The 20,789-nt window shown below is 59.7% G+C and carries 21 protein-coding genes; 6 read left to right on the forward strand and 15 right to left on the reverse strand.

What is annotated here, in order from left to right; all coding sequences use genetic code 11:
* The 3 genes from EM858_RS22015 to EM858_RS22025 form a co-directional block, all read right to left on the reverse strand.
* Window positions 1-185 (reverse strand): Arm DNA-binding domain-containing protein (locus EM858_RS22015; protein ID WP_164865526.1); only part of this gene is annotated, 185 nt, incomplete at its 3' end.
* A 168-nt stretch (window positions 186-353) separates the two neighbouring features.
* Window positions 354-815, reverse strand: coding sequence for a hypothetical protein (locus tag EM858_RS22020; RefSeq protein ID WP_127757972.1), 462 nt, complete (start codon window positions 813-815; stop codon window positions 354-356).
* Window positions 816-1,027: 212 nt separating this feature from the next.
* Window positions 1,028-1,183 (reverse strand): hypothetical protein, encoded by a 156-nt coding sequence (locus tag EM858_RS22025; RefSeq protein ID WP_080629607.1) that lies wholly within the window; start codon window positions 1,181-1,183, stop codon window positions 1,028-1,030.
* 237 nt (window positions 1,184-1,420) lie between these two features.
* Here EM858_RS22025 and EM858_RS22030 point away from each other — a divergent pair, with 237 nt between their 5' ends.
* The 3 genes from EM858_RS22030 to EM858_RS22040 are packed head-to-tail and all read left to right on the forward strand — an operon-like array spanning window position 1,421 to window position 4,654.
* Window positions 1,421-2,722, forward strand: coding sequence for an efflux RND transporter periplasmic adaptor subunit (locus EM858_RS22030; protein ID WP_127757973.1), 1,302 nt, complete (start codon window positions 1,421-1,423; stop codon window positions 2,720-2,722).
* 14 nt (window positions 2,723-2,736) lie between these two features.
* Window positions 2,737-3,456, forward strand: a complete 720-nt coding sequence (locus tag EM858_RS22035) for an ABC transporter ATP-binding protein (RefSeq protein ID WP_080816776.1) — start codon at window positions 2,737-2,739, stop codon at window positions 3,454-3,456.
* Window positions 3,446-4,654: an ABC transporter permease gene (locus EM858_RS22040; RefSeq protein WP_065655182.1), complete on the forward strand. Its 1,209-nt coding sequence runs from the start codon at window positions 3,446-3,448 to the stop codon at window positions 4,652-4,654. The genes EM858_RS22035 and EM858_RS22040 overlap by 11 nt, the downstream gene beginning before the upstream one ends.
* Window positions 4,655-4,722: 68 nt before the next feature.
* Here the strand turns inward: EM858_RS22040 and EM858_RS22045 are convergent, their stop codons facing one another.
* Both EM858_RS22045 and EM858_RS22050 read right to left on the reverse strand, forming a co-directional pair.
* Window positions 4,723-5,250 (reverse strand): DUF6714 family protein, encoded by a 528-nt coding sequence (locus EM858_RS22045; protein WP_127757974.1) that lies wholly within the window; start codon window positions 5,248-5,250, stop codon window positions 4,723-4,725.
* Entirely contained in the window at window positions 5,219-5,455 is a 237-nt protein-coding gene (locus EM858_RS22050) for a hypothetical protein (RefSeq protein WP_127757975.1), read from the reverse strand. Before EM858_RS22050 ends, EM858_RS22045 begins: the two co-directional genes overlap by 32 nt.
* A gap of 176 nt (window positions 5,456-5,631) precedes the next feature.
* On the opposite strand from EM858_RS22050, the gene EM858_RS22055 reads away from it, so the two are divergent.
* Window positions 5,632-5,913, forward strand: a complete 282-nt coding sequence (locus tag EM858_RS22055; protein ID WP_065655185.1) for a hypothetical protein — start codon at window positions 5,632-5,634, stop codon at window positions 5,911-5,913.
* Window positions 5,914-5,934: 21 nt separating this feature from the next.
* Here EM858_RS22055 and sufA read toward each other — a convergent pair whose 3' ends face one another.
* From sufA to EM858_RS22095, 8 genes are all read right to left on the reverse strand, one after another.
* Window positions 5,935-6,324: a Fe-S cluster assembly scaffold SufA gene (gene sufA / locus EM858_RS22060; RefSeq protein WP_003495415.1), complete on the reverse strand. Its 390-nt coding sequence runs from the start codon at window positions 6,322-6,324 to the stop codon at window positions 5,935-5,937.
* Between the two features lie 111 nt (window positions 6,325-6,435).
* On the reverse strand, window positions 6,436-6,819 hold the full coding sequence (locus EM858_RS22065; protein WP_110756968.1) for an SUF system Fe-S cluster assembly protein: 384 nt from the start codon (window positions 6,817-6,819) through the stop codon (window positions 6,436-6,438).
* A gap of 38 nt (window positions 6,820-6,857) precedes the next feature.
* Window positions 6,858-8,108, reverse strand: a complete 1,251-nt coding sequence (locus tag EM858_RS22070) for a cysteine desulfurase (RefSeq protein WP_110756966.1) — start codon at window positions 8,106-8,108, stop codon at window positions 6,858-6,860.
* Complete coding sequence (sufD, locus tag EM858_RS22075; protein ID WP_127757976.1) at window positions 8,101-9,372, reverse strand: Fe-S cluster assembly protein SufD; 1,272 nt, start codon at window positions 9,370-9,372, stop codon at window positions 8,101-8,103. Before sufD ends, EM858_RS22070 begins: the two co-directional genes overlap by 8 nt.
* Before the next feature lie 24 nt (window positions 9,373-9,396).
* Window positions 9,397-10,152 carry a Fe-S cluster assembly ATPase SufC gene (gene sufC / locus EM858_RS22080; RefSeq protein WP_003522658.1) on the reverse strand — a complete coding sequence of 252 codons (756 nt, stop codon included), beginning with the start codon at window positions 10,150-10,152 and terminating at the stop codon, window positions 9,397-9,399.
* A 111-nt stretch (window positions 10,153-10,263) separates the two neighbouring features.
* Window positions 10,264-10,605, reverse strand: coding sequence for a GIY-YIG nuclease family protein (locus EM858_RS22085; protein WP_127757977.1), 342 nt, complete (start codon window positions 10,603-10,605; stop codon window positions 10,264-10,266).
* Between the two features lie 55 nt (window positions 10,606-10,660).
* The gene (gene sufB / locus EM858_RS22090; protein ID WP_003522660.1) at window positions 10,661-12,130 is read right to left on the reverse strand and encodes a Fe-S cluster assembly protein SufB; all 1,470 of its coding nucleotides are present in this window, start codon (window positions 12,128-12,130) and stop codon (window positions 10,661-10,663) included.
* Between the two features lie 197 nt (window positions 12,131-12,327).
* The gene (locus tag EM858_RS22095; RefSeq protein WP_127757978.1) at window positions 12,328-13,497 is read right to left on the reverse strand and encodes a cysteine desulfurase family protein; all 1,170 of its coding nucleotides are present in this window, start codon (window positions 13,495-13,497) and stop codon (window positions 12,328-12,330) included.
* A gap of 211 nt (window positions 13,498-13,708) precedes the next feature.
* Between EM858_RS22095 and EM858_RS22100 the strand changes: the two genes are divergently transcribed.
* The gene (locus EM858_RS22100) at window positions 13,709-14,386 is read left to right on the forward strand and encodes an alpha/beta hydrolase (protein ID WP_035263309.1); all 678 of its coding nucleotides are present in this window, start codon (window positions 13,709-13,711) and stop codon (window positions 14,384-14,386) included.
* A gap of 241 nt (window positions 14,387-14,627) precedes the next feature.
* On the opposite strand, the gene EM858_RS22110 is transcribed toward EM858_RS22100, so the two are convergent.
* Entirely contained in the window at window positions 14,628-15,749 is a 1,122-nt protein-coding gene (locus EM858_RS22110; protein ID WP_127757979.1) for an anhydro-N-acetylmuramic acid kinase, read from the reverse strand.
* A 148-nt stretch (window positions 15,750-15,897) separates the two neighbouring features.
* On the opposite strand from EM858_RS22110, the gene tyrS reads away from it, so the two are divergent.
* Window positions 15,898-17,151: a tyrosine--tRNA ligase gene (tyrS, locus tag EM858_RS22115; RefSeq protein WP_127757980.1), complete on the forward strand. Its 1,254-nt coding sequence runs from the start codon at window positions 15,898-15,900 to the stop codon at window positions 17,149-17,151.
* A 241-nt stretch (window positions 17,152-17,392) separates the two neighbouring features.
* Here tyrS and EM858_RS22120 read toward each other — a convergent pair whose 3' ends face one another.
* Window positions 17,393-20,776, reverse strand: coding sequence for a DUF3971 domain-containing protein (locus EM858_RS22120; RefSeq protein ID WP_080816762.1), 3,384 nt, complete (start codon window positions 20,774-20,776; stop codon window positions 17,393-17,395).
* Between the last annotated feature and the right edge of the window lie 13 nt (window positions 20,777-20,789).

Genomic DNA, 20,789 nt, shown 5'->3' on the forward strand with positions numbered 1-20,789 from the left:
GCCAACGACACGGCCGGGTAAGCTCCGATCGACAGAGTTTTTTGCTTGCCCGAAAACTGGTAGTTCAATCGCCAGAGTTTTGAACCGTTGGGACGAACCAAGAGGTAAAGACGACCGGCGTCAGTCAGTTTGTAATCCTTCGGGGCAGGCTTTGCGTTGCGGCATTTCAGATCAGAAAGAGGCATTCACGTCTCCGTACGTCTCAGCGCGTCTCGGATAAATGTGGTATTGTTTTGTGGTCTTATAAAGGTACCGCCTTGATAATAAAAGGAATGTCTGTCCTGCAGGGGTCGCCACTGCTCCCGCCTTTTCAATCAATGACTATTTGTGGCGTTGACAACTGCGTTCGACAATTACAGCCGCATGATGTCGGGCTTGGCCGCTTGGTCGAGTATTTTTTTAGCAAGCGTATAATTATCTTGTTCATCGTCTGAATCGTAAACGATGTCTATGATGGCAACGGCAGGGAAGTTTTGCTCCAAAATGCGACGGCAAAAGCTCGCGCATGGTTCATCTGCGATTTTCACAATATCCAAGCACGCAGCAATTTCGTCCACAGTTAAGTCGGGAATTTCAGGAGGCGGCCCCATCGAGATCAACTCGGCGAAATCTCGTTCACTCGTCCAACTATAGAGCTTAAAAAACGTTTCTCTGTCATAATGCTGATTGCCAGAAAACGCGTTAATCGCCGCAAGCTGCTCTGTGCAATCTCGTCCCTCGTCGATGCTTGTGACAACCTCAATGATGAGAGCTTCCAACTTATCAACTACTTCAGGAACCAGGTGGGGGATGGCGCTTTGAATTCTGTCGTTCATCCGGGAGGGTTCCCTTTGGTTTAATGGCCGAGAGTTTTGGCTTGCTGCACAATAGTCTAACTGGGCAAACAGGTATTATCCACAGCAAGCGTCGAGGTCGTGACAACCTTATCCAGGCGATGAATATAGTAGTGGGTCGGACAGTAACCCGCCAATCGCAGTCATTGGAATAATGGCTTTCAGGAACGCCAGCTTGGGCGGAAGCTTTCGCCCTACCCCTGCCCCATCAACGTGAAATACCCCCACACCGCCACGAAAAACGCGATGACAGCCGCAATCGTCAAAGCCTTCCTGGCTTTCGGCCCCAGCGGTTCGCGTGGCTTCTTCGGCGGCACCGGTTTGCGGAACTTCACCACATTGTCGTTCATTCTATCTTCGTCCTGACTATCGCTGCTGAAAGCTCAGCCGCGTTTATGGCATCGATCTTCCCGGATTTATCTCTATCAGACCAGAACTATCATAAATATTACCAAGTTTTCACTTCACCCTTGGGGCAAGCTATGTCACTTCCCACAATCAGAGGAATACAACGGCGACAGATGGACGGACAAACCGGAGAGCGGCGACAACCCTCTGTGGTATTTTGAACTTTGCGGGTGACGAGAATGAATGACGCCAATACGAGTGGCAGCGATACACAAAACAGCCAGCCCGATCTGCGCGAGATTCTGGGAACGAACAGAAACGGCCGCAAGAAAAAGTCGCGTCGGTATCTCTATGCCGCAGCAGCCATTGTGCTGATTGGCGGAGGCCTTGGCTATTATTACCAGTCACGTGCGGCAGGCGTCGCTTATAGCTACACCACCGAAGCCGCGCGTCAGGGCGATCTCTCGGTCATCGTCACCTCCACCGGCTCGGTTCAGCCGACGGATCAGGTCGATATATCGAGCGAACTGTCCGGCACCGTGCGCAAGGTCAACGTCACCTATAACAGCCCGGTCAAGGCCGGGGACGTATTGGCGGAACTGGATACCAACAAGCTGGAGGCCGATGTACAGAGCGCCCGCGCCAAGCTTGCTTCCGCCAAGGCCAATGTGCTGAAGGCGCGCGCCGATCTTGGCGCGGCCAAAACCTCCATGGAGCGCCTGAAATCGCTGGTGCAGAACCGGGTCTCCAGCCAGCAGGATCTGGACGCCGCGCAGTTCACCCATGATGCGGCTGCCGCAACGCTCGAAGTCAACGAGGCGACCGTGCTTTCGGCGGAAGCGGATCTGAGGCTCGCCGAGGTCAATCTCGGCAAGGCCAAGATCGTCTCGCCCATCGATGGCGTCATCCTCACCCGCAGCGTCGATCCCGGCGCCACCGTCGCCTCCTCGCTCAATGCTCCCGTTCTCTTCACCATCGCCGGCGATCTGCGCCACATGGAATTGCAGGTCTCGGTGGATGAGGCCGATGTCGGCAAGGTCGAGACCGGTCAGAAGGCCAATTTTAACGTCGATGCCTATCCCGACCGCAGTTTCCCGGCCGAGATCGAGACCGTGCGTTTCGCTTCCGAAACCGTGTCGAATGTGGTCACCTACAAGGGCATATTGACCGTCGACAATGAAGAGCTGCTGCTGCGCCCCGGCATGACGGCGACCGCCAATATCATCGTCGAAGAAATCAAGGATACGCTGCTGGTGCCGAATTCCGCGCTTCGTTATACGCCGCCGCGCGAATCCGCCTCGCGTGGCGGCGGGTTGATGAGCCTGTTTCGCCCGCCGCGCATGGGCCGCTCGCAGAACCGCGATGCCGGTCAGGCGGCTGCGGCCGGCAAAAGAACGGTCTGGGTGCTGCGCAACAACACACCAGTCTCCGTCGCCATCGAAACCGGCTCCACCGACGGCCAGCATACCGTGGTAAAATCGGGCGAGCTGAAAGCCGACGATCAGGTGATTACCGACGCCACGGCCCGCAACGCCGGCTGACGGAGGACAAGCCAATGCAACAGCCGCCGCTCATCGAATTCCGCGATGTCGTCAAGCAATATGGCCGTGGCGAAGCGACCATCCGTGCGCTCGATGGCGTCAGCCTCTCCATTCATGAGAAGGAATTCGTCGCCATCATGGGGCCGTCGGGCTCCGGCAAATCCACCTCGATGAATATCATCGGCTGTCTGGATGTGCCGACATCAGGCGAATATCTGTTTCAGGGCGTGCCGACCAGCGGCTTCGACAACGAACATCTGACGCTGCTGCGCCGGCACATGCTGGGCTTCGTGTTTCAGGGCTTCAACCTTCTCTCCCGCACCTCGGCGGTGGAGAATGTCGAGCTGCCGCTGATCTATCGCGGCATGAAGGCCTCGGAGCGGCGCGCGCGCGCCATGGAAGCGCTGGCGCAGGTGGGCCTGAAAGGCCGCGAGGACCACACCACGCAGGAGCTTTCCGGCGGCCAGCAGCAGCGCGTGGCCATTGCCCGCGCCATCGTCACCCGCCCCGCTTTGCTTCTGGCCGATGAGCCGACCGGCAATCTCGATACGAAGACCAGCATCGAAATCATGGAACTGATCACCGCACTCAACCGCGACAGGGGCATCACGGTGGTCATGGTCACCCATGAAGAAGATATCGCCGCCCATGCCGGGCGTCTCCTGCGTTTCGTCGATGGCCACCTCGCCTCCGACAGTGCGACGGACGAAAAGGAGACCGCCGATGTTCTTTGAAACGTCGCGTCTTGCGCTGCGCGCCATCAGCCGCAACCTCCTGCGCTCCTTCCTCACCGTGCTCGGCGTCGTCATCGGCGTCGCCGCCGTCATCGCCATGGTCACCATCGGCAACGGCACGACCGAACAGGTGAAATCGGAACTGTCGCGGCTCGGCACCAACATGCTGTTCGTTCGCCCCGGCCAGTTCGGCCCCGGAAGGGCGAGCACCGAAGCCAAGCGCTTCGATGACCGCGATGTCGAGGCCATCCGCAACCAGATATCGGGCATCCGCGCCGTCGCACCGCAGAACCGCAGTTCCGCGGCCACGGTCATTTTCGGCGGCAAGAACCACCAGACAAGCGTCATCGGCACCACCAACGACTATCTGATCGCGCAGGACTGGACCATTGCGCTCGGCCGCGATTTCCAGCCCGCCGAAGATCGCGGCGGCCAGATCGGCTGCATCATCGGCGAAACGGTGCGGCAGGAACTGTTCGGCGCGGAAAACCCGGTGGGGCAGACGATCCGCGTCAGCAATATCTCCTGCCCCGTCATCGGTGTGCTGGGCAGGAAAGGCCAGTCCGGCCTCGGTGACGATCAGGACGACACGATCATCATGCCGCTGAAAATCCACCAGCGGCGCATCGGCGGCACCACCACCATTTCCTCGATCATGGTCTCGGCGCAGGATGGCGTTTCGACTGCCAAGGTGCAGAGCGACCTGCAGAACCTGCTGCGCGAGCGCCGCCGCATCGGCATCGGCCGCGAGGATGATTTCACCGTCAACGACATGACGCAGATCGCCTCGGCCATGACCGGCACGACGACGTTGCTCACCGGTCTTCTGGGTGCCGTCGCCGCCGTCAGCCTTCTGGTCGGCGGCATCGGCATCATGAATATCATGCTGGTTTCGGTAACGGAACGCACCCGCGAGATCGGCATCCGCCTTGCCATCGGCGCACTGGAAAAACAGGTGCTGACGCAGTTTCTGGTGGAAGCCGTCATGCTGTCGGCCTTCGGCGGCCTTGTCGGCATCTTGACGGGCCTCGGCCTTGCCTATGCCGTCGTCGGTTATCTCAACGTGCCCTTCGTCACCAGCCCGTCGATCATCTTCCTCGCCTTCGCCTTTTCGGCGGCCATCGGGGTGATTTTCGGCTATTTCCCGGCACGACGGGCGGCGAGCCTGAGCCCGATAGAAGCGTTGCGGCATGAATGAAAGCCGGCGTTCAAACCGCAACCGGCTTTGTGTAACAACCTCTTCCCGGGGATTGACCCGATCCGCGTTTAGTCGCTCACCGGGGAGCGTGCACTATCCACCCACTCTTCAAGTGCGCGCTCTATATCGTCCTGATAGGACGGCAGGTTCTCCTTCTCACTAATGGCGCGGAGATACGCTTCCACGGCATTCCGCTGCAAAGGGGTCAGTAAGGAAAACGTCTCCTGGCGTCCGCACAAATAGGGTGCGAATTCGTGCCTGTAGTCGCCATCGAGATCGGCAATCATATAGGCGGGCAGATGAAAGCGCATTCCTTCAGCATCAAGGAAGGCGGGGCTGCCGGAATGTCTGTTAAGGTCCTTCAGCGGGATCGCCGTCCAATCATTCTTCTCATCGCCAGCACGACGTGCGGCGCGGACCTCATTGCTCGCATAATCGTCAAGCGCCTGCGCCTCGGAGAGGCCGACGCCCCCGCCCAGGGTCACACCCGCGAATGCCTCTCGCACCACGGCTTTGGCATTCGCGATATTATCGGGTTGCGACCTCATCAAATCGTCTGCCTGTTCAATGATGCGCTCCCCCACTCCCGTCACCATGCACAGTCGGCCAGTCTCCACCTTCGGTCCGCTCGAGCGGGGGACTATTCAACGTGTCCCCCTTCGATGCCGCTGCAGATCCCTTTGCCTCCTCCCAGTAAAACGCAAGGCAAACAATACCGGCAATCAGCGTCAGGCCAGCCACGACGCTGGCGACGATCAGCCCTATCGTCCAGATATCAATCGAGGCGCTACTGATGTCCATCCCGGTTCACTCCCCACGATCCAATCCTGCCGGCGGTCCGAAACGCCTTCCAGCATGGGCGGCAGGCGCTTCCTTCCCTCCCGCCAAACCTCGTAGAATATCCGATATCCTTGCTGATCTTGCGTCAGGGCGTCAATCGGATAGGCTCGCCCTCAAGTTTACCGGATGGAGTTTGGATGTTCAAATCGGTATCGGACAGCGCCGCTGCCGCAGACGGCGGTTCGCTCGCCCTCTTCGTCGAACGGATTGACGGACAGACGGAGCTGTTTGTGATCAATCGCTCCCTCGCGTCACGCGGAACCCCCGACTACAACAAGATCACTTCGAGCCTTCGGCCGCTTGCCAAGGAGGATTGCGCAATGATCGCGGCAGCTCTCGAGCCGCTGTTGACAACGACACCATCGATTCATCCGCTGGCGGATTTTATCGATACGCTGAAACAGCAATCATCCCGCTGATCGGAAATGCAGTGCGGCCAATCAAACGTTGGCCTCTGCCTCACGCTGCTTCGCCAGCGCCGCCAGATCGGCGGGCTTCAGCTCAACCGATTCACCGCAGCCACAGGCGGATGTCTGGTTCGGATTATTAAAGGTGAAACCCGAGCGCATCTTGGTTACTTCGAAATCCATCTGCGTACCGAGCAGATAAAGCACGGCGGAAGGCTGAACCCAGACCTTCGCCCCTTCGAATTCAACCAGATCGTCCTTCGCATCCGGTTCGGTCACGAGGTCGATGGTATATTCCATGCCCGCGCAGCCGCCCTTCTTGATGCCGACGCGCACGCCCCTGGCGTCCGGTCCGGAATTCTCGACGATTGCTTTAACGCGCGAGGCGGCAGCCCCGGTCATGGTCATGATCGCAAAGCCCATGGGCCCATTCTCCTTCGACAATCGAGTTCAAGGCTCGATGCTTATGGAATTCAATTTAAGTGCGCCGGACGATGTCATCAAGGGATGACACCTGTCAAAATCGCGTCAGACTTAATACCAGCCGACGGCGACCTGCGCTTCTTCGGACATACGGTCCGGTGTCCACGGCGGATCGAAGGTCATCGATACCTCGACGCCGGAAACACCCTCGACAGCACCAACCGCGTTTTCCACCCAGCCCGGCATTTCACCTGCCACCGGGCAACCGGGCGCCGTCAGCGTCATGACGATCTTCACCATCCGGTCATCCTCGATGTCGATCTTGTAGACGAGACCGAGTTCGAAGATATCGGCCGGAATTTCCGGGTCGTAGACGGTCTTCAGCGCCGCGATCACATCGTCGCTGAGGCGTGCCAGCTCATCCGGCGGAATGGTCGAAACCTTTTCCTGAGCTTCGGTCGCATCCTGGGTCTTTGCAGTGGCTTCGGCAGTCATGGTCTTAAACCTCAATCCTGATCTCTCAAATCCCGATATCAGGCGAAAAATTTGCGCGCATATTCCAGCGCCTCAACAAGAGAGTCTACTTCGGCGCGGGTATTGTAAAGGCCGAACGATGCCCGGCATGTGGAGGTGACGCCAAACCGTTTCAAGAGCGGCATGGCGCAATGGGTGCCCGCACGTACCGCAACGCCGCGCCGGTCGATCACCATCGAAACATCATGGGCGTGAATGCCCTCAAGTTCGAAGGAGAAGATACCGCCCTTGTCAGGCGCATTGCCGATGATGCGCAGCGAATTGATCTCGCGCAACCGCTCGGCAGCGTAAGCGGCAAGATCGGCCTCGTGAGCAGCAATCGCGGCACGGCCGAGATTGTCCATGTAGTCGAGCGCGTAACCGAGGCCGATGGCCTGCACGATGGGCGGCGTGCCGGCTTCGAAACGGTGCGGCGGCTCGTTATAGGTGACATTGTCTTCGGAAACGTCGAGGATCATCTCGCCGCCGCCCTGGAACGGCCGCATCTCGCGCAGACGATCCGCCTTGCCATAGAGCACGCCGATGCCCGAGGGACCGTAAAGCTTGTGGCCGGTCATCACATACCAGTCGCAATCGATATCGCGCACATCGACCGGCATGTGAACCGCGCCCTGCGAACCATCGATCAACACCGGAATGCCGCGCTCATGGGCGATGCGGCAGATTTCCTTGACCGGCACGATGGTACCGAGTGCATTCGACATATGGGTGATGGCAACGAGCTTGGTGCGCTCCGTCAGGCTCTTTTCGAAAGCCTCGATGTGGAACGCGCCATCGTCATCAACAGGCACCCAGACCAGCTTGGCGCCCTGCCGCTCGCGGATGAAATGCCACGGCACGATGTTGGAGTGATGCTCCATGATCGAAATGACGATCTCGTCGCCCTCGCCGATCTTGGGCATGCCATAACCATAGGCAACCGTATTGATCGCCTCGGTGGAGGATTTGGTGAAGACGATCTCGTCCACCGAACCGGCGTTCAGGAACCGGCGCACCTTTTCGCGCGCCGCCTCATAGGCGTCGGTTGCGGCATTGGAGAGGAAATGCAGGCCGCGATGCACATTGGCATATTCGTTCGCATAAGCATGCGAAACGGCGTCGATCACCACCTGCGGTTTTTGAGCGGACGCGCCGTTGTCGAGATAGACCAGCGGCTTGCCATAGACTTCGCGCGACAGGATCGGGAAATCCCGGCGCACGGCTTCGATGTCATAAGGGGCCGCCACTGCGGCGCGTTCGCTCTCAGGCATGATGTTCCAGCCAGCCGGAGATGATCGTCTCCAGCGCCTCTACCAGATTTTCTTCTTCCAGTTCCTCGACGATCTCGGCGACGAAGGCGTTGACGAGCATAGCCCGCGCCTTTGCCCGCGGCACGCCGCGCGCCATCAGGTAATAGAGATGGTTGTCGCTGATATCGGCAACCGTCGCACCATGGCCGCACTGAACGTCGTCAGCGAAGATTTCCAATTCCGGCTTGGCCGAGAACTCGCCATCGTCAGACATCAGCAGCGTATTGCAGGCCATTTTCGCGTCGGTCTTCTGGGCATCGGGCGCCACCCGGATCATGCCCTGGAAAATGCCCTTGGCACGGTCGAACACCACGTTGCGGAACACTTCCGTCGAGGTCGTGTTCGGCACGTTGTGGCCAAGAACCATCGTCACGTCGGTATGGGTTTCGCCACCCAAAAGGTTGACGCCGCGAACGATGAGGTCCGTGCCCTCGCCTTCCACGTCGATGCGCAGTTCCTGCCGCACCAGCTTGCCGCCGGCATTGACAATGAACAGGCGAATCTTGGCATCCGCGCCGATTTTCATGCGCAGCTGGCCAAGATGGATATCGGCGGCGCCCTGTTGCTGCAGGATGATCCAGGTCACTTCCGCGCCATCCTCGACAACGATATCGCTGACCGAAGAAACAAAGGCTGCATCCGAAGTCACCGAAAGGTGACGCTCGATGACGGTTGCCTTGGAACCCTTGCCGAAACGAACCGGGAAGCGGCTGTGAACCTGGCCTGCGCCATGGACCGCCTGCAATTCGATCGGCTTCTCGATCTCGGCATCGGCAGGGATATCGAGCACCAGACCATCGCGCACGAAGCTGCCGTTGATGCGGCCGATCGCGTCATCCTTGCTGGCTTCCGCAAGGCCTGCGGCCGCGGAACCGTCAGCCAGGCTTTCGGCAAAGCGCGACACGCGGATGTCTTCGATCCTGCCGATATCGGCCGTGCCGTGCTGCATATAGGCAACCAAAGAGCCGGCAACCGTAGGCGCCTGCTTCTCGATAACCGGCGCGGGCCGGTCTTCCGGAACGGCACGCAGCAGGCTTTTCAGATCGGTATAGTGCCATGCCTCGATGCGACGGGTCGGAAGACCACCGGTCTTCAGATCGTCGAACAGCACGTCGCGGGCAGCGACAACGGCGCCGTCACCGGGCAATTCGCTGAACTTGGCGGTATAGGCATCGACCAGCGCGGTTTCCGCTGGCGTCAGCCGGTTGGTAGCTTGAATGTTCATGGACATCACCTCCTGGCCTCTGGCTTAGGCCGCTTCACCGATGATGTCGGCGTAACCATTGTTTTCCAGTTCCAGCGCCAGCGCCTTGTCACCCGAGCGGATGATCTTGCCCTTGTAGAGAACGTGAACGCTGTCAGGCACGATGTAATCAAGCAGGCGCTGATAGTGGGTGATGACGACAGTAGCGCGATCCGGCGACTTCAGCGCGTTGACGCCGTCAGCCACGATCTTCAGGGCGTCGATGTCGAGACCGCTATCGGTTTCGTCGAGCACGCAGAGTTTCGGCTCCAAGAGCGCCATCTGCAGGATTTCAGCGCGCTTCTTCTCACCGCCGGAGAAGCCGACGTTCAGCGGACGCTTCAGCATCTCCATGTCGATCTTCAGATCGCCGGCCGCTTCCTTGACGCGGCGGATGAAGTCCGGCGTCGTCAGCTCGGACTCGCCGCGCGCCTTGCGCTGCTCGTTCATCGCAACCTTGAGGAACTGCATGGTGGCGACACCGGGAATTTCGACCGGATACTGGAAGGCAAGGAAGATGCCCTTGGCCGCACGCTCGGCAGCATCCAGTTCCAGAATGCTTTCGCCGTTATAAAGAATGTCACCGGAGGTCACTTCATAATCTTCGCGGCCCGACAGGATGTAGGACAGCGTCGACTTGCCGGAACCGTTCGGCCCCATGATGGCGGCAACCTCACCGGCGGCAACCTTCAGGTTGAGACCCTTGATGATCTCGGTTTCGGTATCGGCGATCTTTGCGTGCAGGTCGATGATTTCAAGCATGGTATTGTTCCTGTTCATGGTGCGGTTTCAAGGACCGCCTCGTAGACCCTATGGGCCCGTCTCAACTTTCACATCCGTCATCCTCGGGCTTGTCCCGAGGATCTAATCACGTCAATTATAGTCCTCAAAGGCCGGTGTACTCGGATGCGGCACATAAGCGTTTTCGATCTCGTCGATACGATCAAAAAGATCGAGCCACGTTGGGTTCAGCTCTTCGATCAACTTGATTTTCCACTCACGAAGATAGCGCTTCAACGATTTCTCCCGCTGGATCGCCAAAACGATGTTTGGGTGGGTTTCAAACCAGACGAGATTTTTCGCCTGATATTTTTCTGTGTAACCCTTCCGTTCAGCGTTTCGATGCTCCCATACCCGTCCCGATAAATCGCTCGTGACACCGGTGTAAATTACCCCGCGCGGTTTGTCAGACATCATGTAGACGAAGCCACTCATTCTAACAGCCACCGCAGCAGATCCTCGGGACAAGCCCGAGGATGACGAGGAAAACTTATCCCACGGACCCTTCCAGCGAAATGCCGATCAGCTTCTGCGCTTCCACGGCAAATTCCATCGGCAGTTCCTGAATGACTTCCTTGACGAAGCCGTTGACGATCAGCGCGATGGCCGCTTCTTCCGGGATGCCGCGCTGCAGGCAGTAGAAGAGCTGATCTTCGGAAATCTTCGACGTCGTCGCCTCGTGCTCGAAATGAGCGGAGGAGTTCTTCGCCTCGATATAGGGCACGGTATGCGCGCCGCACTTGTCGCCGATCAAAAGCGAGTCGCACTGCGTGAAGTTACGCGTGTTGGTCGCCTTGCGGTGGGCCGAAACCTGACCGCGATAGACGTTTTCCGAAAAGCCGGCGGCGATGCCCTTGGCGATGATGCGGCTCGACGTGTTCTTGCCGAGATGGATCATCTTGGTGCCGCTATCGATCTGCTGATGGCCGTTGGAGACCGCGATCGAATAGAATTCGCCACGGCTGTCATCGCCGCGCAGAATGCAGGACGGGTATTTCCAGGTAATGGCCGAGCCGGTTTCCACCTGCGTCCACGAAATCTTCGAACGGTTGCCACGGCAATCGCCGCGCTTGGTCACGAAGTTGTAGATGCCGCCCTTGCCTTCCTTGTCGCCCGGATACCAGTTCTGGACGGTGGAATATTTGATTTCGGCGTCATCAAGCGCCACAAGTTCAACCACGGCGGCGTGAAGCTGGTTCTCGTCGCGTTGCGGCGCCGTGCAGCCTTCCAGATAGGAAACGTAGGCGCCCTCTTCGGCGATGATCAGCGTGCGCTCAAACTGGCCGGTGTTCTTCTCGTTGATGCGGAAATAGGTGGAAAGCTCCATCGGGCACCGCACGCCCTTCGGCACGAAGACGAAGGAACCGTCGGTGAAGACGGCCGAGTTCAGCGTCGCGTAGAAATTGTCCGTCGTCGGAACGACCGAGCCCAGATATTTCTTCACCAGTTCCGGATGCTCGCGCACGGCTTCCGAAATCGACATGAAGATGACGCCGGCTTTGGCCAGTTCCGCCTTGAAGGTGGTGACGACCGAGACGCTGTCGAACACGGCATCCACGGCAACCGGGCGCTTTTCGACACCGGCGAGGATTTCCTGTTCCTTCAGCGGAATGCCGAGCTTCTCATAGACCTTCAAAAGCTCCGGGTCGACTTCATCGAGCGACTTCGGGCCGGGCGCGGTCTTCGGCGCGGCGTAATAATAAAGGTCGTTGAAGTCGATCTTGGGGTAGCTGACGCGCGCCCAGGTCGGCTCTTCCATCGTCAGCCAGCGCTTGTAAGCCTCAAGACGCCATTCCAGCATCCATTCCGGCTCCTGCTTCTTGGCCGAGATGAAACGGATCACCTCTTCCGAAAGGCCCTTCGGGGCCTTGTCGACTTCGATATTGGTTTCGAAGCCGTATTTATACTGGTCCACATCGATCTGGCGGACCTGATCGATCGTTTCCTGAACCGCTGCCATGTCGTTCTCCAATCTCGCCGGAGCCAAGGTCCGGTGGCTTGTCAACGTATCAAGGCGGAAAGCCGCCTTATCCATCTTCGGGCAATGTCACCGCGCCGTTAAGCGGGGCGGAGCTTATACCCATGTAAGTGCGGGATGGCGCTTTTCACACATCCCGGCAAGCGGAAAATTGCTATTCCGCAATTCTTTGCCGCATTTTAAGCGGCCTGACCGGCCAGCCTGCGCCGCCCGGCAATTTTCGTGAACGCCGCAAGCGTCCGTTCAATGTCCGCCTCGTCCGTCGCATGGCCAAGGGAAATCCGAAGCGCGCCGAGCTTGGGATCACGCCCCATCGCCGTCAGCACATGGCTTTCCCCCACCTTGCCGGATGAGCAGGCCGAGCCGGCAGAGAGCGCAATGCCTTCGATATCGAAAGCGATCTGCCCCGTTTCCGCCTTCAGGCCCGGCAGGGTGAAAAACGTGGTATTGCCGACGCGGGCAACGTCCTCGCCGTGGATGATCACATCCGGCGCACTCACCCGCATGCCGTCTTCCAACCGCGCCCGCAGAGCGGCAAGACGCACCGCTTCAATCTCGAGATTCCGGGTAGCAACAGCGGCAGCAGCACCGAAACCGATGACCGACAGGGTATTTTCCGTGCCGGAACGATGCCCCTTTTCCTGCCCGCCGCCATGGATCAGCGGCTTCGGCATCATCACCTCACCGCGCGAGACCAGCGCGCCAGTCCCCTTGGGGCCACCGAGCTTGTGGGACGAGATGACCAGAAAATCCACATCGAGCGCATTGATATCGAGCGGAGCCCGGCCTGCCGCCTGCACGGCGTCGACCACCATCAATCCGCCCGCCGCGTGCACCAGCCGCGCCGCTTCCGCCACCGGTTGGAGGATGCCGGTTTCGTTATTCACCATCATGCAGGCGACCATCGGCAGGCCGGTGGAAGCATCGTGCGAAGACAGAAGCGCCTCAAGTGCGGCAAGATCGATGACGCCCGCTGACGTAACGGGAATTTCCGTAACGTCAGCCTTGCTGAACCGGCCGCCTTCGCGGAAAGCGGGGTGCTCGATGGCTGAAACATAAAGATGGCCATAACGCACGGGAGCGCGCCCCATCTTGAAATCCGGTGTCAGCACCAGATTGGCGGCTTCCGTCGCGCCGCTGGTGAAGGTGACATGGGCAGCCTGCCCGCTAACAAGTGCCGCAACCTCGCGGCGGGCGCCCTCAACGGCGGCGCGGGCGGCACGCCCTTCCCGGTGGACGGAAGACGGGTTGCCGGCAAGATCGAGCGCGGAGACGAGAACATCGCGCACGGCGGGCAAAAGCGGCGCCGTGGCGTTCCAGTCCATATATGTCCGCGTCAAAACCGTCATGACGATGAGGCTTCATCCAATCTTCAATGCGCCAAAACGCATTTTTCTTGAAATTACAGTTGCGCTTGCCTTATGACACCACCCGAGTGCTTTAGCACACGCAAAGTTTCGAATTATTCTAAACTGCGTTCTAGAAAAGATGACACAGTTCGTCAAGTCTTCTCATCGGAAGAATGCGGTTGGAGAATGAAAAAACACGACCGGAGTACCAATGCCCGAAGTCATCTTTAACGGCCCTGCGGGTCGCCTCGAAGGCCGTTATCAACCCTCCAAGGAAAAGAGCGCGCCGATAGCGATCATCCTTCATCCGCACCCGCAGTTTGGCGGCACGATGAACAACCAGATCGTCTATCAGCTGTTCTATCTTTTCCAGAAGCGCGGTTTCACGACGCTCCGGTTTAATTTCCGCTCCATCGGCCGCAGCCAGGGTGAATTCGACCATGGCGCGGGCGAGCTTTCCGACGCCGCTTCCGCACTCGACTGGGTGCAGAGCCTGCATCCCGATTCGAAGAGCTGCTGGGTCGCCGGTTATTCCTTTGGCGCCTGGATCGGCATGCAGCTCCTGATGCGCCGCCCGGAAATCGAAGGTTTCATGTCGATTGCGCCGCAGCCCAACACCTACGACTTCTCCTTCCTCGCTCCCTGCCCGTCGTCGGGCCTCATCATCAACGGCGATAGCGACAAGGTCGCGCCTGAGAAGGACGTCAACGGTCTGGTGGAGAAGCTGAAGACCCAGAAGGGCATCCTCATAACCCACCGCACCGTTCCCGGCGCCAACCACTTCTTCAACGGCAAGGTGGACGACCTGATGGGCGAATGCGAGGACTATCTCGACCGTCGCCTGAACGGTGAGCTTGTGCCGGAACCGGCGGCCAAGCGCATTCGGTGATTGGCTGCGCATTTTTGGCGGGCGGCTCGATTTTTCTAAAATGATCGCCGGCGGGTATGGTTCACCCCCCTCTGCCCTGCCGGGCATCTCCCCCTCAAGGGGGGAGATCGAATCGTGGCGACCTATCGGCCACCTTGAACGTCGCAGCTCAGGCGAAGAGCAGGCGCCTAGCTGATCTCCCCCCTTGAGGGGGAGATGTCCGGCAGGACAGAGGGGGGTAAGCCACATCCGCCGTCTTCTATTAAACCCTCACCAAAACCCCACCCGTCACCGGCTCCTTCACCCCCGTCGTACCGGGATAGGTCAGCGGCAGCCCCTTCAGCGAACGCACCGCCAGATAGGCCCAGGCCTCCGCCTCCATCGACCCGCCATCGAAACCCGCCTCTTCCGCAGCGATCACCCGCGCGCCCACCTTTGCGGCAAGCTCGGCAAATTCCGCCATGATGACCGGATTGAGCCGCCCGCCGCCACAGACCACATAGGTCTTCGCCGCCTCCGGCAGGTAACTTGCCGATTTGAGGATCGCGGCCCCCGTCAGATGCGCCAGCGTCCGTGCCCCATCCGCCAGCGAGACTTCACCTTTTTTCGGCGGCAGGAAATCGCCACGGTCCAGCGAACGGCGAATGTTGGCCGAGAAGAACGGGCTTTCCATATAGCGCGCCACCAGCGACGCGACGACGCTGCCGCCCGCCGCCGTCTTGCCGCCCTTGTCGAAGGCCTTGCCCGTATGCGCCTCGATCCACTGGTCGATCAGCATATTGCCGGGGCCGCTGTCGAAAGCGGCAAGCCGCCCCGCCTCACCGATATAGGTCAGATTGGAGATACCGCCGATATTGACGAAGACGGCCGGCGTTTCGAACCCATCGGGCAGATTTGCGGAAAGCGCCATGTGATAGGCGGGGATCAGCGGCGCACCCTGCCCGCCATGGACCATATCGTTGGCCCGCATGTCGTAAACCACATCGATGCCGGTCTCAGCAGCCAGAAGCGCGCCATCGCCGATCTGCACGGTCAGCGCCTCATCCGGCCGGTGCAGCACCGTCTGACCGTGAAAACCGATCACATCGATATCGCCTGGCTGGAGCCGGTAACGATGGAGGAAGGATTTGACCGCCGCCGCATGGGCAAGCGTCAGCTTGCACTCGGCCTCCACTAGGTCGCCGGGACGTTCTCGTCGTTCACGAATGGCTTTGGCCGTAACCAATGCCTTCTGCCAGATGGCGCGCAGGCCGGGATCATAGGGGAAATATCCGCTCGGCCCATGCCGCACCACGCTTTCACCATCCGTGCGCAAAAGGGCGATATCGATGCCGTCCATCGATGTGCCGCTCATCAGCCCGATTGCCGTTTTGACCTCGCCCACCTGCCGCTCCCCTGCAATCACGAATCATCATGGAGTGAATCCCAACATTCATGGCCGAAACGGGTGCACATTTCAAAAAACAATGATAAAGCCGCGACGTTCATTGGTTCTCGATGACAGCAAAGATCAAACCAGAAAGTAAAAGGTTATGTCCAGGTTCAAGTCCGATTTCCTCCGCACGCTCGATGAGCGCGGCTTCATTCACCAGATCTCCGATGAGGCAGGTCTCGACGAACTGTTCGCCAAGGAAACCGTGACCGCCTATATCGGCTATGACCCGACGGCTTCGAGTTTGCATGTCGGCCACCTTACCCAGATCATGATGCTGCACTGGATGCAGAAGACCGGCCACCAGCCGATCTCGCTGATGGGCGGCGGCACCGGCATGGTCGGCGATCCCTCCTTCAAGGAAGAAGCCCGCAAGCTGATGACCATCGACATGATCGAGGACAACATCACCTCGCTCAAGCATGTCTTCGCCAACTACCTCGATTATGACCGCGCCAACAATCCGGCGCTGATGATCAACAATGCCGACTGGCTGCGCGGCCTCAACTACCTCGAATTCCTGCGCGATGTCGGCCGCCATTTCTCGGTCAACCGCATGCTGTCCTTCGACAGCGTGAAGACGCGCCTCGACCGCGAACAGTCGCTGTCCTTCCTCGAATTCAACTACATGATCCTGCAGGCCTACGATTTCGTGGAGCTGAACCAGCGCACCGGCTGCCGCCTGCAGATGGGCGGTTCCGACCAGTGGGGCAACATCATCAACGGCATCGATCTCGGTCACCGCATGGGGACACCGCAGCTCTACGCCCTGACCTCGCCGCTTCTGACCACCTCCTCCGGTGCGAAAATGGGCAAGTCGGCTTCCGGTGCCGTGTGGCTGAACAAGGACCTGCTGCCGGTCTATGATTTCTGGCAATACTGGCGCAACACGGAAGATGCGGACGTGGTTCGCTTTGCGAAACTCTTCACCACGCTGCCGATGGATGAGATCGCCCGTATCGCCGCCCTTGGCGGATCGGAAATCAACGAGGCGAAGAAGATCCTCGCGACCGAAGTGACCGCCATCCTGCATGGCCGTGCGGCGGCGGAAGAAGCGGCAGAGACGGCGCGCAAGACCTTCGAGGAAGGTGCGCTCGCTGAAAACCTGCCCTCCATCGAGGTTCCGACATCCGAACTCGATGCCGGCCTCGGCGTCCTGTCGCTCATCGTCCGTGCCGGCCTCGCCGGCTCGAACGGCGAGGCCCGCCGCCACGTTCAGGGCGGTGCGGTGAAGATCAATGACATTGGCGTTTCGGATGAGCGCCAGACGGTCGGTTCCGGTGAAGTGACCAGCGACGGCGTCATCAAGCTGTCGGTCGGCAAGAAGAAGCACGTTCTGGTTCGCCCGGCGTAAGACTTACAAAAACATCGTGTCGAGGACTGCGAAAGCGGTCTTCGATGCGCCGATACCCCCCCACTTCCGTCATGCCGGACTGGATCCGGCATCCAGCCACGGCGCGTCTGCGCCGGAAAAGGGCTCTCGCGCGATCAAGGACTTGATCGCACTGGATCCCGGATCAGGTCCGGGGTGACGGAGTGCGGGTGCACCCGTTCTCGCCAAACAGCCGCTTGCGCCAAGCTTTGCGACGCTCCATTCACTGAAATTCGAAAATCTGCCGGAAGACGCCCGGCGCGATCAGCGACAGCGGATTGATCGTCAGCTTCGGCTGGTCCGTCTGGCCGGAGAGCTTGAAGGTGATGCCGAGCAAGCCCCGGTCGCGGCCATTGCCGAGGAAGATGCCGATGAAGGGCAGCTCGCCGAACAGCCGGTTCAGGCCATAGGCGGGCATGAAGGTGCCGGTCATGTCCATACGGCCGCTCTGGTCCTTCAGCAGCCCCTGGAAGGTCGCGCCGATCTGCTCGCCGCGCACGACGCCGTTTTCCACCGCAACCGAACCGTTGACGTAAACGACCCGGGCAAAACCGCGCTGGAATTTTTCCGAGCTGACATCGATATTGCGACGCACCGCATTGTTGAGGCTCCTGCCGTCTTCGCCCGTCGGCGTGGCGACGATGTCCTGCAGCTTGGCTTCGTTGACGACGGCAAAATTGCGCAGGTCGAGCGAACCGCTCCAGTCGCTGCCATTGGAGGTCGTCAGCGCAAGGTTGAGAAGGCCGCCGCGAATGCGGCTGTAGATATTGGCGAAGCGGGCAAGCGACCCCGCGTCGCTGCTGGTCAGCGTCACGGTTCCGGTCGCCCCGCGATTGACGGTCTGCGCCACCACCGCCTGGCCGTTGCCGGTGACGCCACGGAAATCGATGGAGCGGACCTTGCCGTCCCGCACGCTGACGTCGGAACTGACATTGGCAAGAATTTCGTCGTTGAACCCGTAGACCTTGTCGAATTGCGTCTTGATGGCAAGGGATGGCTGCGAACGCGACGTCCCGTCGCCGCTGCCGGAAGAGCTGCGAAGCTTCGAGAGGAAAGGCCTGACATCGGCGGATTTCCCCGATGCGTTGATGATATAGCCGTTTTTCGAAGCGGCGACCGAAACGGCGTAATTATCGGAGGGCGAAAGCTGCACGCGGCTGAGATCGGCTGAAATAAGCCCGTTCTTGCTGAAAGCGATATCGCCGGCTGCGCCGAAGCCGTCGCCGTCGAGCGAGAAGTCGCTGATCGTCGTGCGCCCGTCTCCCATTTCCATGGTGAAGGTGGCGCTGGCGGGAATGCCGATACCCTTGCTCCAGCCGAGCCCGGGCAGAATGATCGACGCCTTGGTCAGATCGAGCCGGATATCCTGGCGTTTCGGGTCGGCGCCGTCGATTTCAATCGCCGTCGTGCCGCCGAGGACCGTGGAGAGTTCCGGAGCGAGCTTGGCAACCTGGGTTTCGTTCAGGCTCGCCTTCAGCGACAGCGTCGGTGCTATATCGCTGTTCTTGCGCACCGGCTCCGTCATCACGATGTCCATCGGCACATCGTCTACGCGGCCCCTGCCCTCCAGTTTGAGCTGGCGGTCATCCAGCGTCATGAAACCGTCGAGTGCAGTCACCTTGTGGCCCGCAAAGGGCTTGGTCAGCGAAAGGTTCTTCAGATCGAGATCGGCCGTCCACACCGGCGGAGGCGGGTTATGGCTGGAAAGCAGGCCAACGGTCAGATTTGCATGAGCTTTGACATCGCCGGTGAAATCCTCGGGCTTGAACTGCGTATCCTTGAGCGCATTGATGGGTTTGAGCGCCGCAAGCTCGGCCACGGCATCGGCCGAGCCCGAAACGTTCAGCTCGAGATTGCCGAGCAGCGGCTTGTCGTAAACAGCGGAAATGAGAAAACGGCTGTTTTCCAGCGCGAGCGACCGGTTCGACGGGAAATAGGATGTCCCCCGCTTGATATCGACGGCCATCTTGCCGCCGACGAGGTCGAAATGCGCGTCGACATCGCGCAACGGCGGAATGTCGCCGGTAGTATTGAGACGCGTATCGTCGATGTCGAAACGGATCTGCATTTCGCTTTCGCCGAGCACCAGCGGGCAGCCGGGGCCGCACATCCGTCCCTGCGGAATGAAGATCGCGATTGAGCCATTGGTGACGGTGCCGCCGTAGAGATTGGACACCACCCAGTCGCGCGGCTTGTGCGCCATCCAGAACGGCCAGAGCTGCTTGACCGCCGTGGCCTCCATCTTCGGAATCTGCCCGCCGAAACTGATTTCCGGCGACCCCTGGCCGAACCGGATTTTCAGCGATCCCGCCATGTCTCCGAGCGGGCCTGTCACATAAAGCGAGGGGACGTCGAGCTGCTTCGTCGCCGCCGTAAAATGCCCGTCCGCCTTCAGGCTGAAAGGAACCGGGGCCTCGCCCGAAGCTTCGGACGAAGCAACGGCGTTGTCGATCCGCAGCGAAAGGCCGAAACCGTCTTCCGTATCGCTGATTTCACCGGCGACCGGAAGAATTGTCCGCCCCAGCTCCAGCCGCGAATTGTCGATGGCAAGGGTGCTTTTGGCAAAGTCATAACGCGCATGGACAGTGCCAGCCGTAAAGGTCTGGGACTCGCCGCCGATCATCAGCGTTCCATTGCCGAGGCCGAGCGAAATCTCCAGCCGTGGCTCCTGCCCTTCCATGGCGCGCCGAGCGACAATATTGATACCTGTCTTGACGTTCAGTCCTTCATGGAGATTTCCGTCGGGATCGTATTTCTCAAGAAACGGGCCGATATCGAAACCGTCGATGCGGGCTTCAAAACCGTCTATCCGGCCGCCCGATCCCGAAGTCTGCAGCGACACGCTGGCAATTTCACCGTTGAACAGCGTTTCTCCATCGAGCGAATATCCACCCTGCTGATCGGGCGTCAGCGACAGTTCGCGCACTTCGACGGTGCGCGGCTTACCCAACTCTCCGGGCGGCAGGTGAATCGAAACGCTGGAAATATCGATTTCCTCGGTTCCGCTGCTCAGAAAAGCCTGAGCGAGCTTGTCCAGCTGCCCGAAGGCCTCCTGCAACTGCTGCGGCACGGCGTCGAGCTTGACGCTGGCGAGATCGAACCCGTTACCCTTGGGCAAAAGCGCCGTATCAAGCTCCATCCCGTCGGCCTCGAGGCTCTCCACCGAGACACGGCCGGTCAGAAGCGCAAGCGGATCGAGCGCCATGCCGATTGCCCGCGCCCGGCTCATATGCTGGCCGGATTCCTTCTCGATGATATCCACGTCCTCCGCCACCAGCGCAAGGCGCAGCCCGGTGGAAAACCTGATCGCCGAAGAACCGATCCGCGCGCTGTAATGGGGGCCGAGCGCCCTTTCCAGCGCCTGCTGCGCCTGGCTGGAAAGCGTCGCGTCGATCGATCCTGTCTCGACGGAAAGAATGATGCCGCCGATGGACAGGAAGGCCAGCACGAAAAGCGCTGCGAAAATCTTGATGAAGGCGCGCACCATGGAGCGCGGCGCCGGGCAATGCACGATGATGGGATCTTCGGCCTGCGCCGAAGGAAGATCGTGCAGCGCAATGATATCGCGTCTGCCGAACTTGACCTTTTCACCCCTGACTTCAGCCATACGCCCGTGTTTG

The sequence above is a fragment of the Agrobacterium sp. CNPSo 2736 genome (assembly GCF_004005385.1).
Lineage (GTDB): Bacteria > Pseudomonadota > Alphaproteobacteria > Rhizobiales > Rhizobiaceae > Agrobacterium > Agrobacterium leguminum.

Bases quoted from the DNA above. Each gene is read 5' to 3' on its own strand.
- EM858_RS22055 (WP_065655185.1), top strand. From the start codon at position 5,632: ATGTTCAAATCGGTATCGGACAGCGCCGCTGCCGCAGACGGCGGTTCG.
- EM858_RS22035 (WP_080816776.1), top strand. From the start codon at position 2,737: ATGCAACAGCCGCCGCTCATCGAATTCCGCGATGTCGTCAAGCAATAT.
- EM858_RS22045 (WP_127757974.1), bottom strand. From the start codon at position 5,250: ATGGTGACGGGAGTGGGGGAGCGCATCATTGAACAGGCAGACGATTTG.
- EM858_RS22020 (WP_127757972.1), bottom strand. From the start codon at position 815: ATGAACGACAGAATTCAAAGCGCCATCCCCCACCTGGTTCCTGAAGTA.
- EM858_RS22085 (WP_127757977.1), bottom strand. From the start codon at position 10,605: ATGAGTGGCTTCGTCTACATGATGTCTGACAAACCGCGCGGGGTAATT.
- sufD (WP_127757976.1), bottom strand. From the start codon at position 9,372: ATGAACATTCAAGCTACCAACCGGCTGACGCCAGCGGAAACCGCGCTG.
- sufA (WP_003495415.1), bottom strand. From the start codon at position 6,324: ATGGGCTTTGCGATCATGACCATGACCGGGGCTGCCGCCTCGCGCGTT.
- tyrS (WP_127757980.1), top strand. From the start codon at position 15,898: ATGTCCAGGTTCAAGTCCGATTTCCTCCGCACGCTCGATGAGCGCGGC.
- EM858_RS22100 (WP_035263309.1), top strand. From the start codon at position 13,709: ATGCCCGAAGTCATCTTTAACGGCCCTGCGGGTCGCCTCGAAGGCCGT.
- EM858_RS22065 (WP_110756968.1), bottom strand. From the start codon at position 6,819: ATGACTGCCGAAGCCACTGCAAAGACCCAGGATGCGACCGAAGCTCAG.
- EM858_RS22025 (WP_080629607.1), bottom strand. From the start codon at position 1,183: ATGAACGACAATGTGGTGAAGTTCCGCAAACCGGTGCCGCCGAAGAAG.
- EM858_RS22095 (WP_127757978.1), bottom strand. From the start codon at position 13,497: ATGACGGTTTTGACGCGGACATATATGGACTGGAACGCCACGGCGCCG.
- EM858_RS22070 (WP_110756966.1), bottom strand. From the start codon at position 8,108: ATGCCTGAGAGCGAACGCGCCGCAGTGGCGGCCCCTTATGACATCGAA.
- EM858_RS22030 (WP_127757973.1), top strand. From the start codon at position 1,421: ATGAATGACGCCAATACGAGTGGCAGCGATACACAAAACAGCCAGCCC.
- EM858_RS22040 (WP_065655182.1), top strand. From the start codon at position 3,446: ATGTTCTTTGAAACGTCGCGTCTTGCGCTGCGCGCCATCAGCCGCAAC.
- sufC (WP_003522658.1), bottom strand. From the start codon at position 10,152: ATGCTTGAAATCATCGACCTGCACGCAAAGATCGCCGATACCGAAACC.
- EM858_RS22050 (WP_127757975.1), bottom strand. From the start codon at position 5,455: ATGGACATCAGTAGCGCCTCGATTGATATCTGGACGATAGGGCTGATC.
- sufB (WP_003522660.1), bottom strand. From the start codon at position 12,130: ATGGCAGCGGTTCAGGAAACGATCGATCAGGTCCGCCAGATCGATGTG.
- EM858_RS22120 (WP_080816762.1), bottom strand. From the start codon at position 20,776: ATGGCTGAAGTCAGGGGTGAAAAGGTCAAGTTCGGCAGACGCGATATC.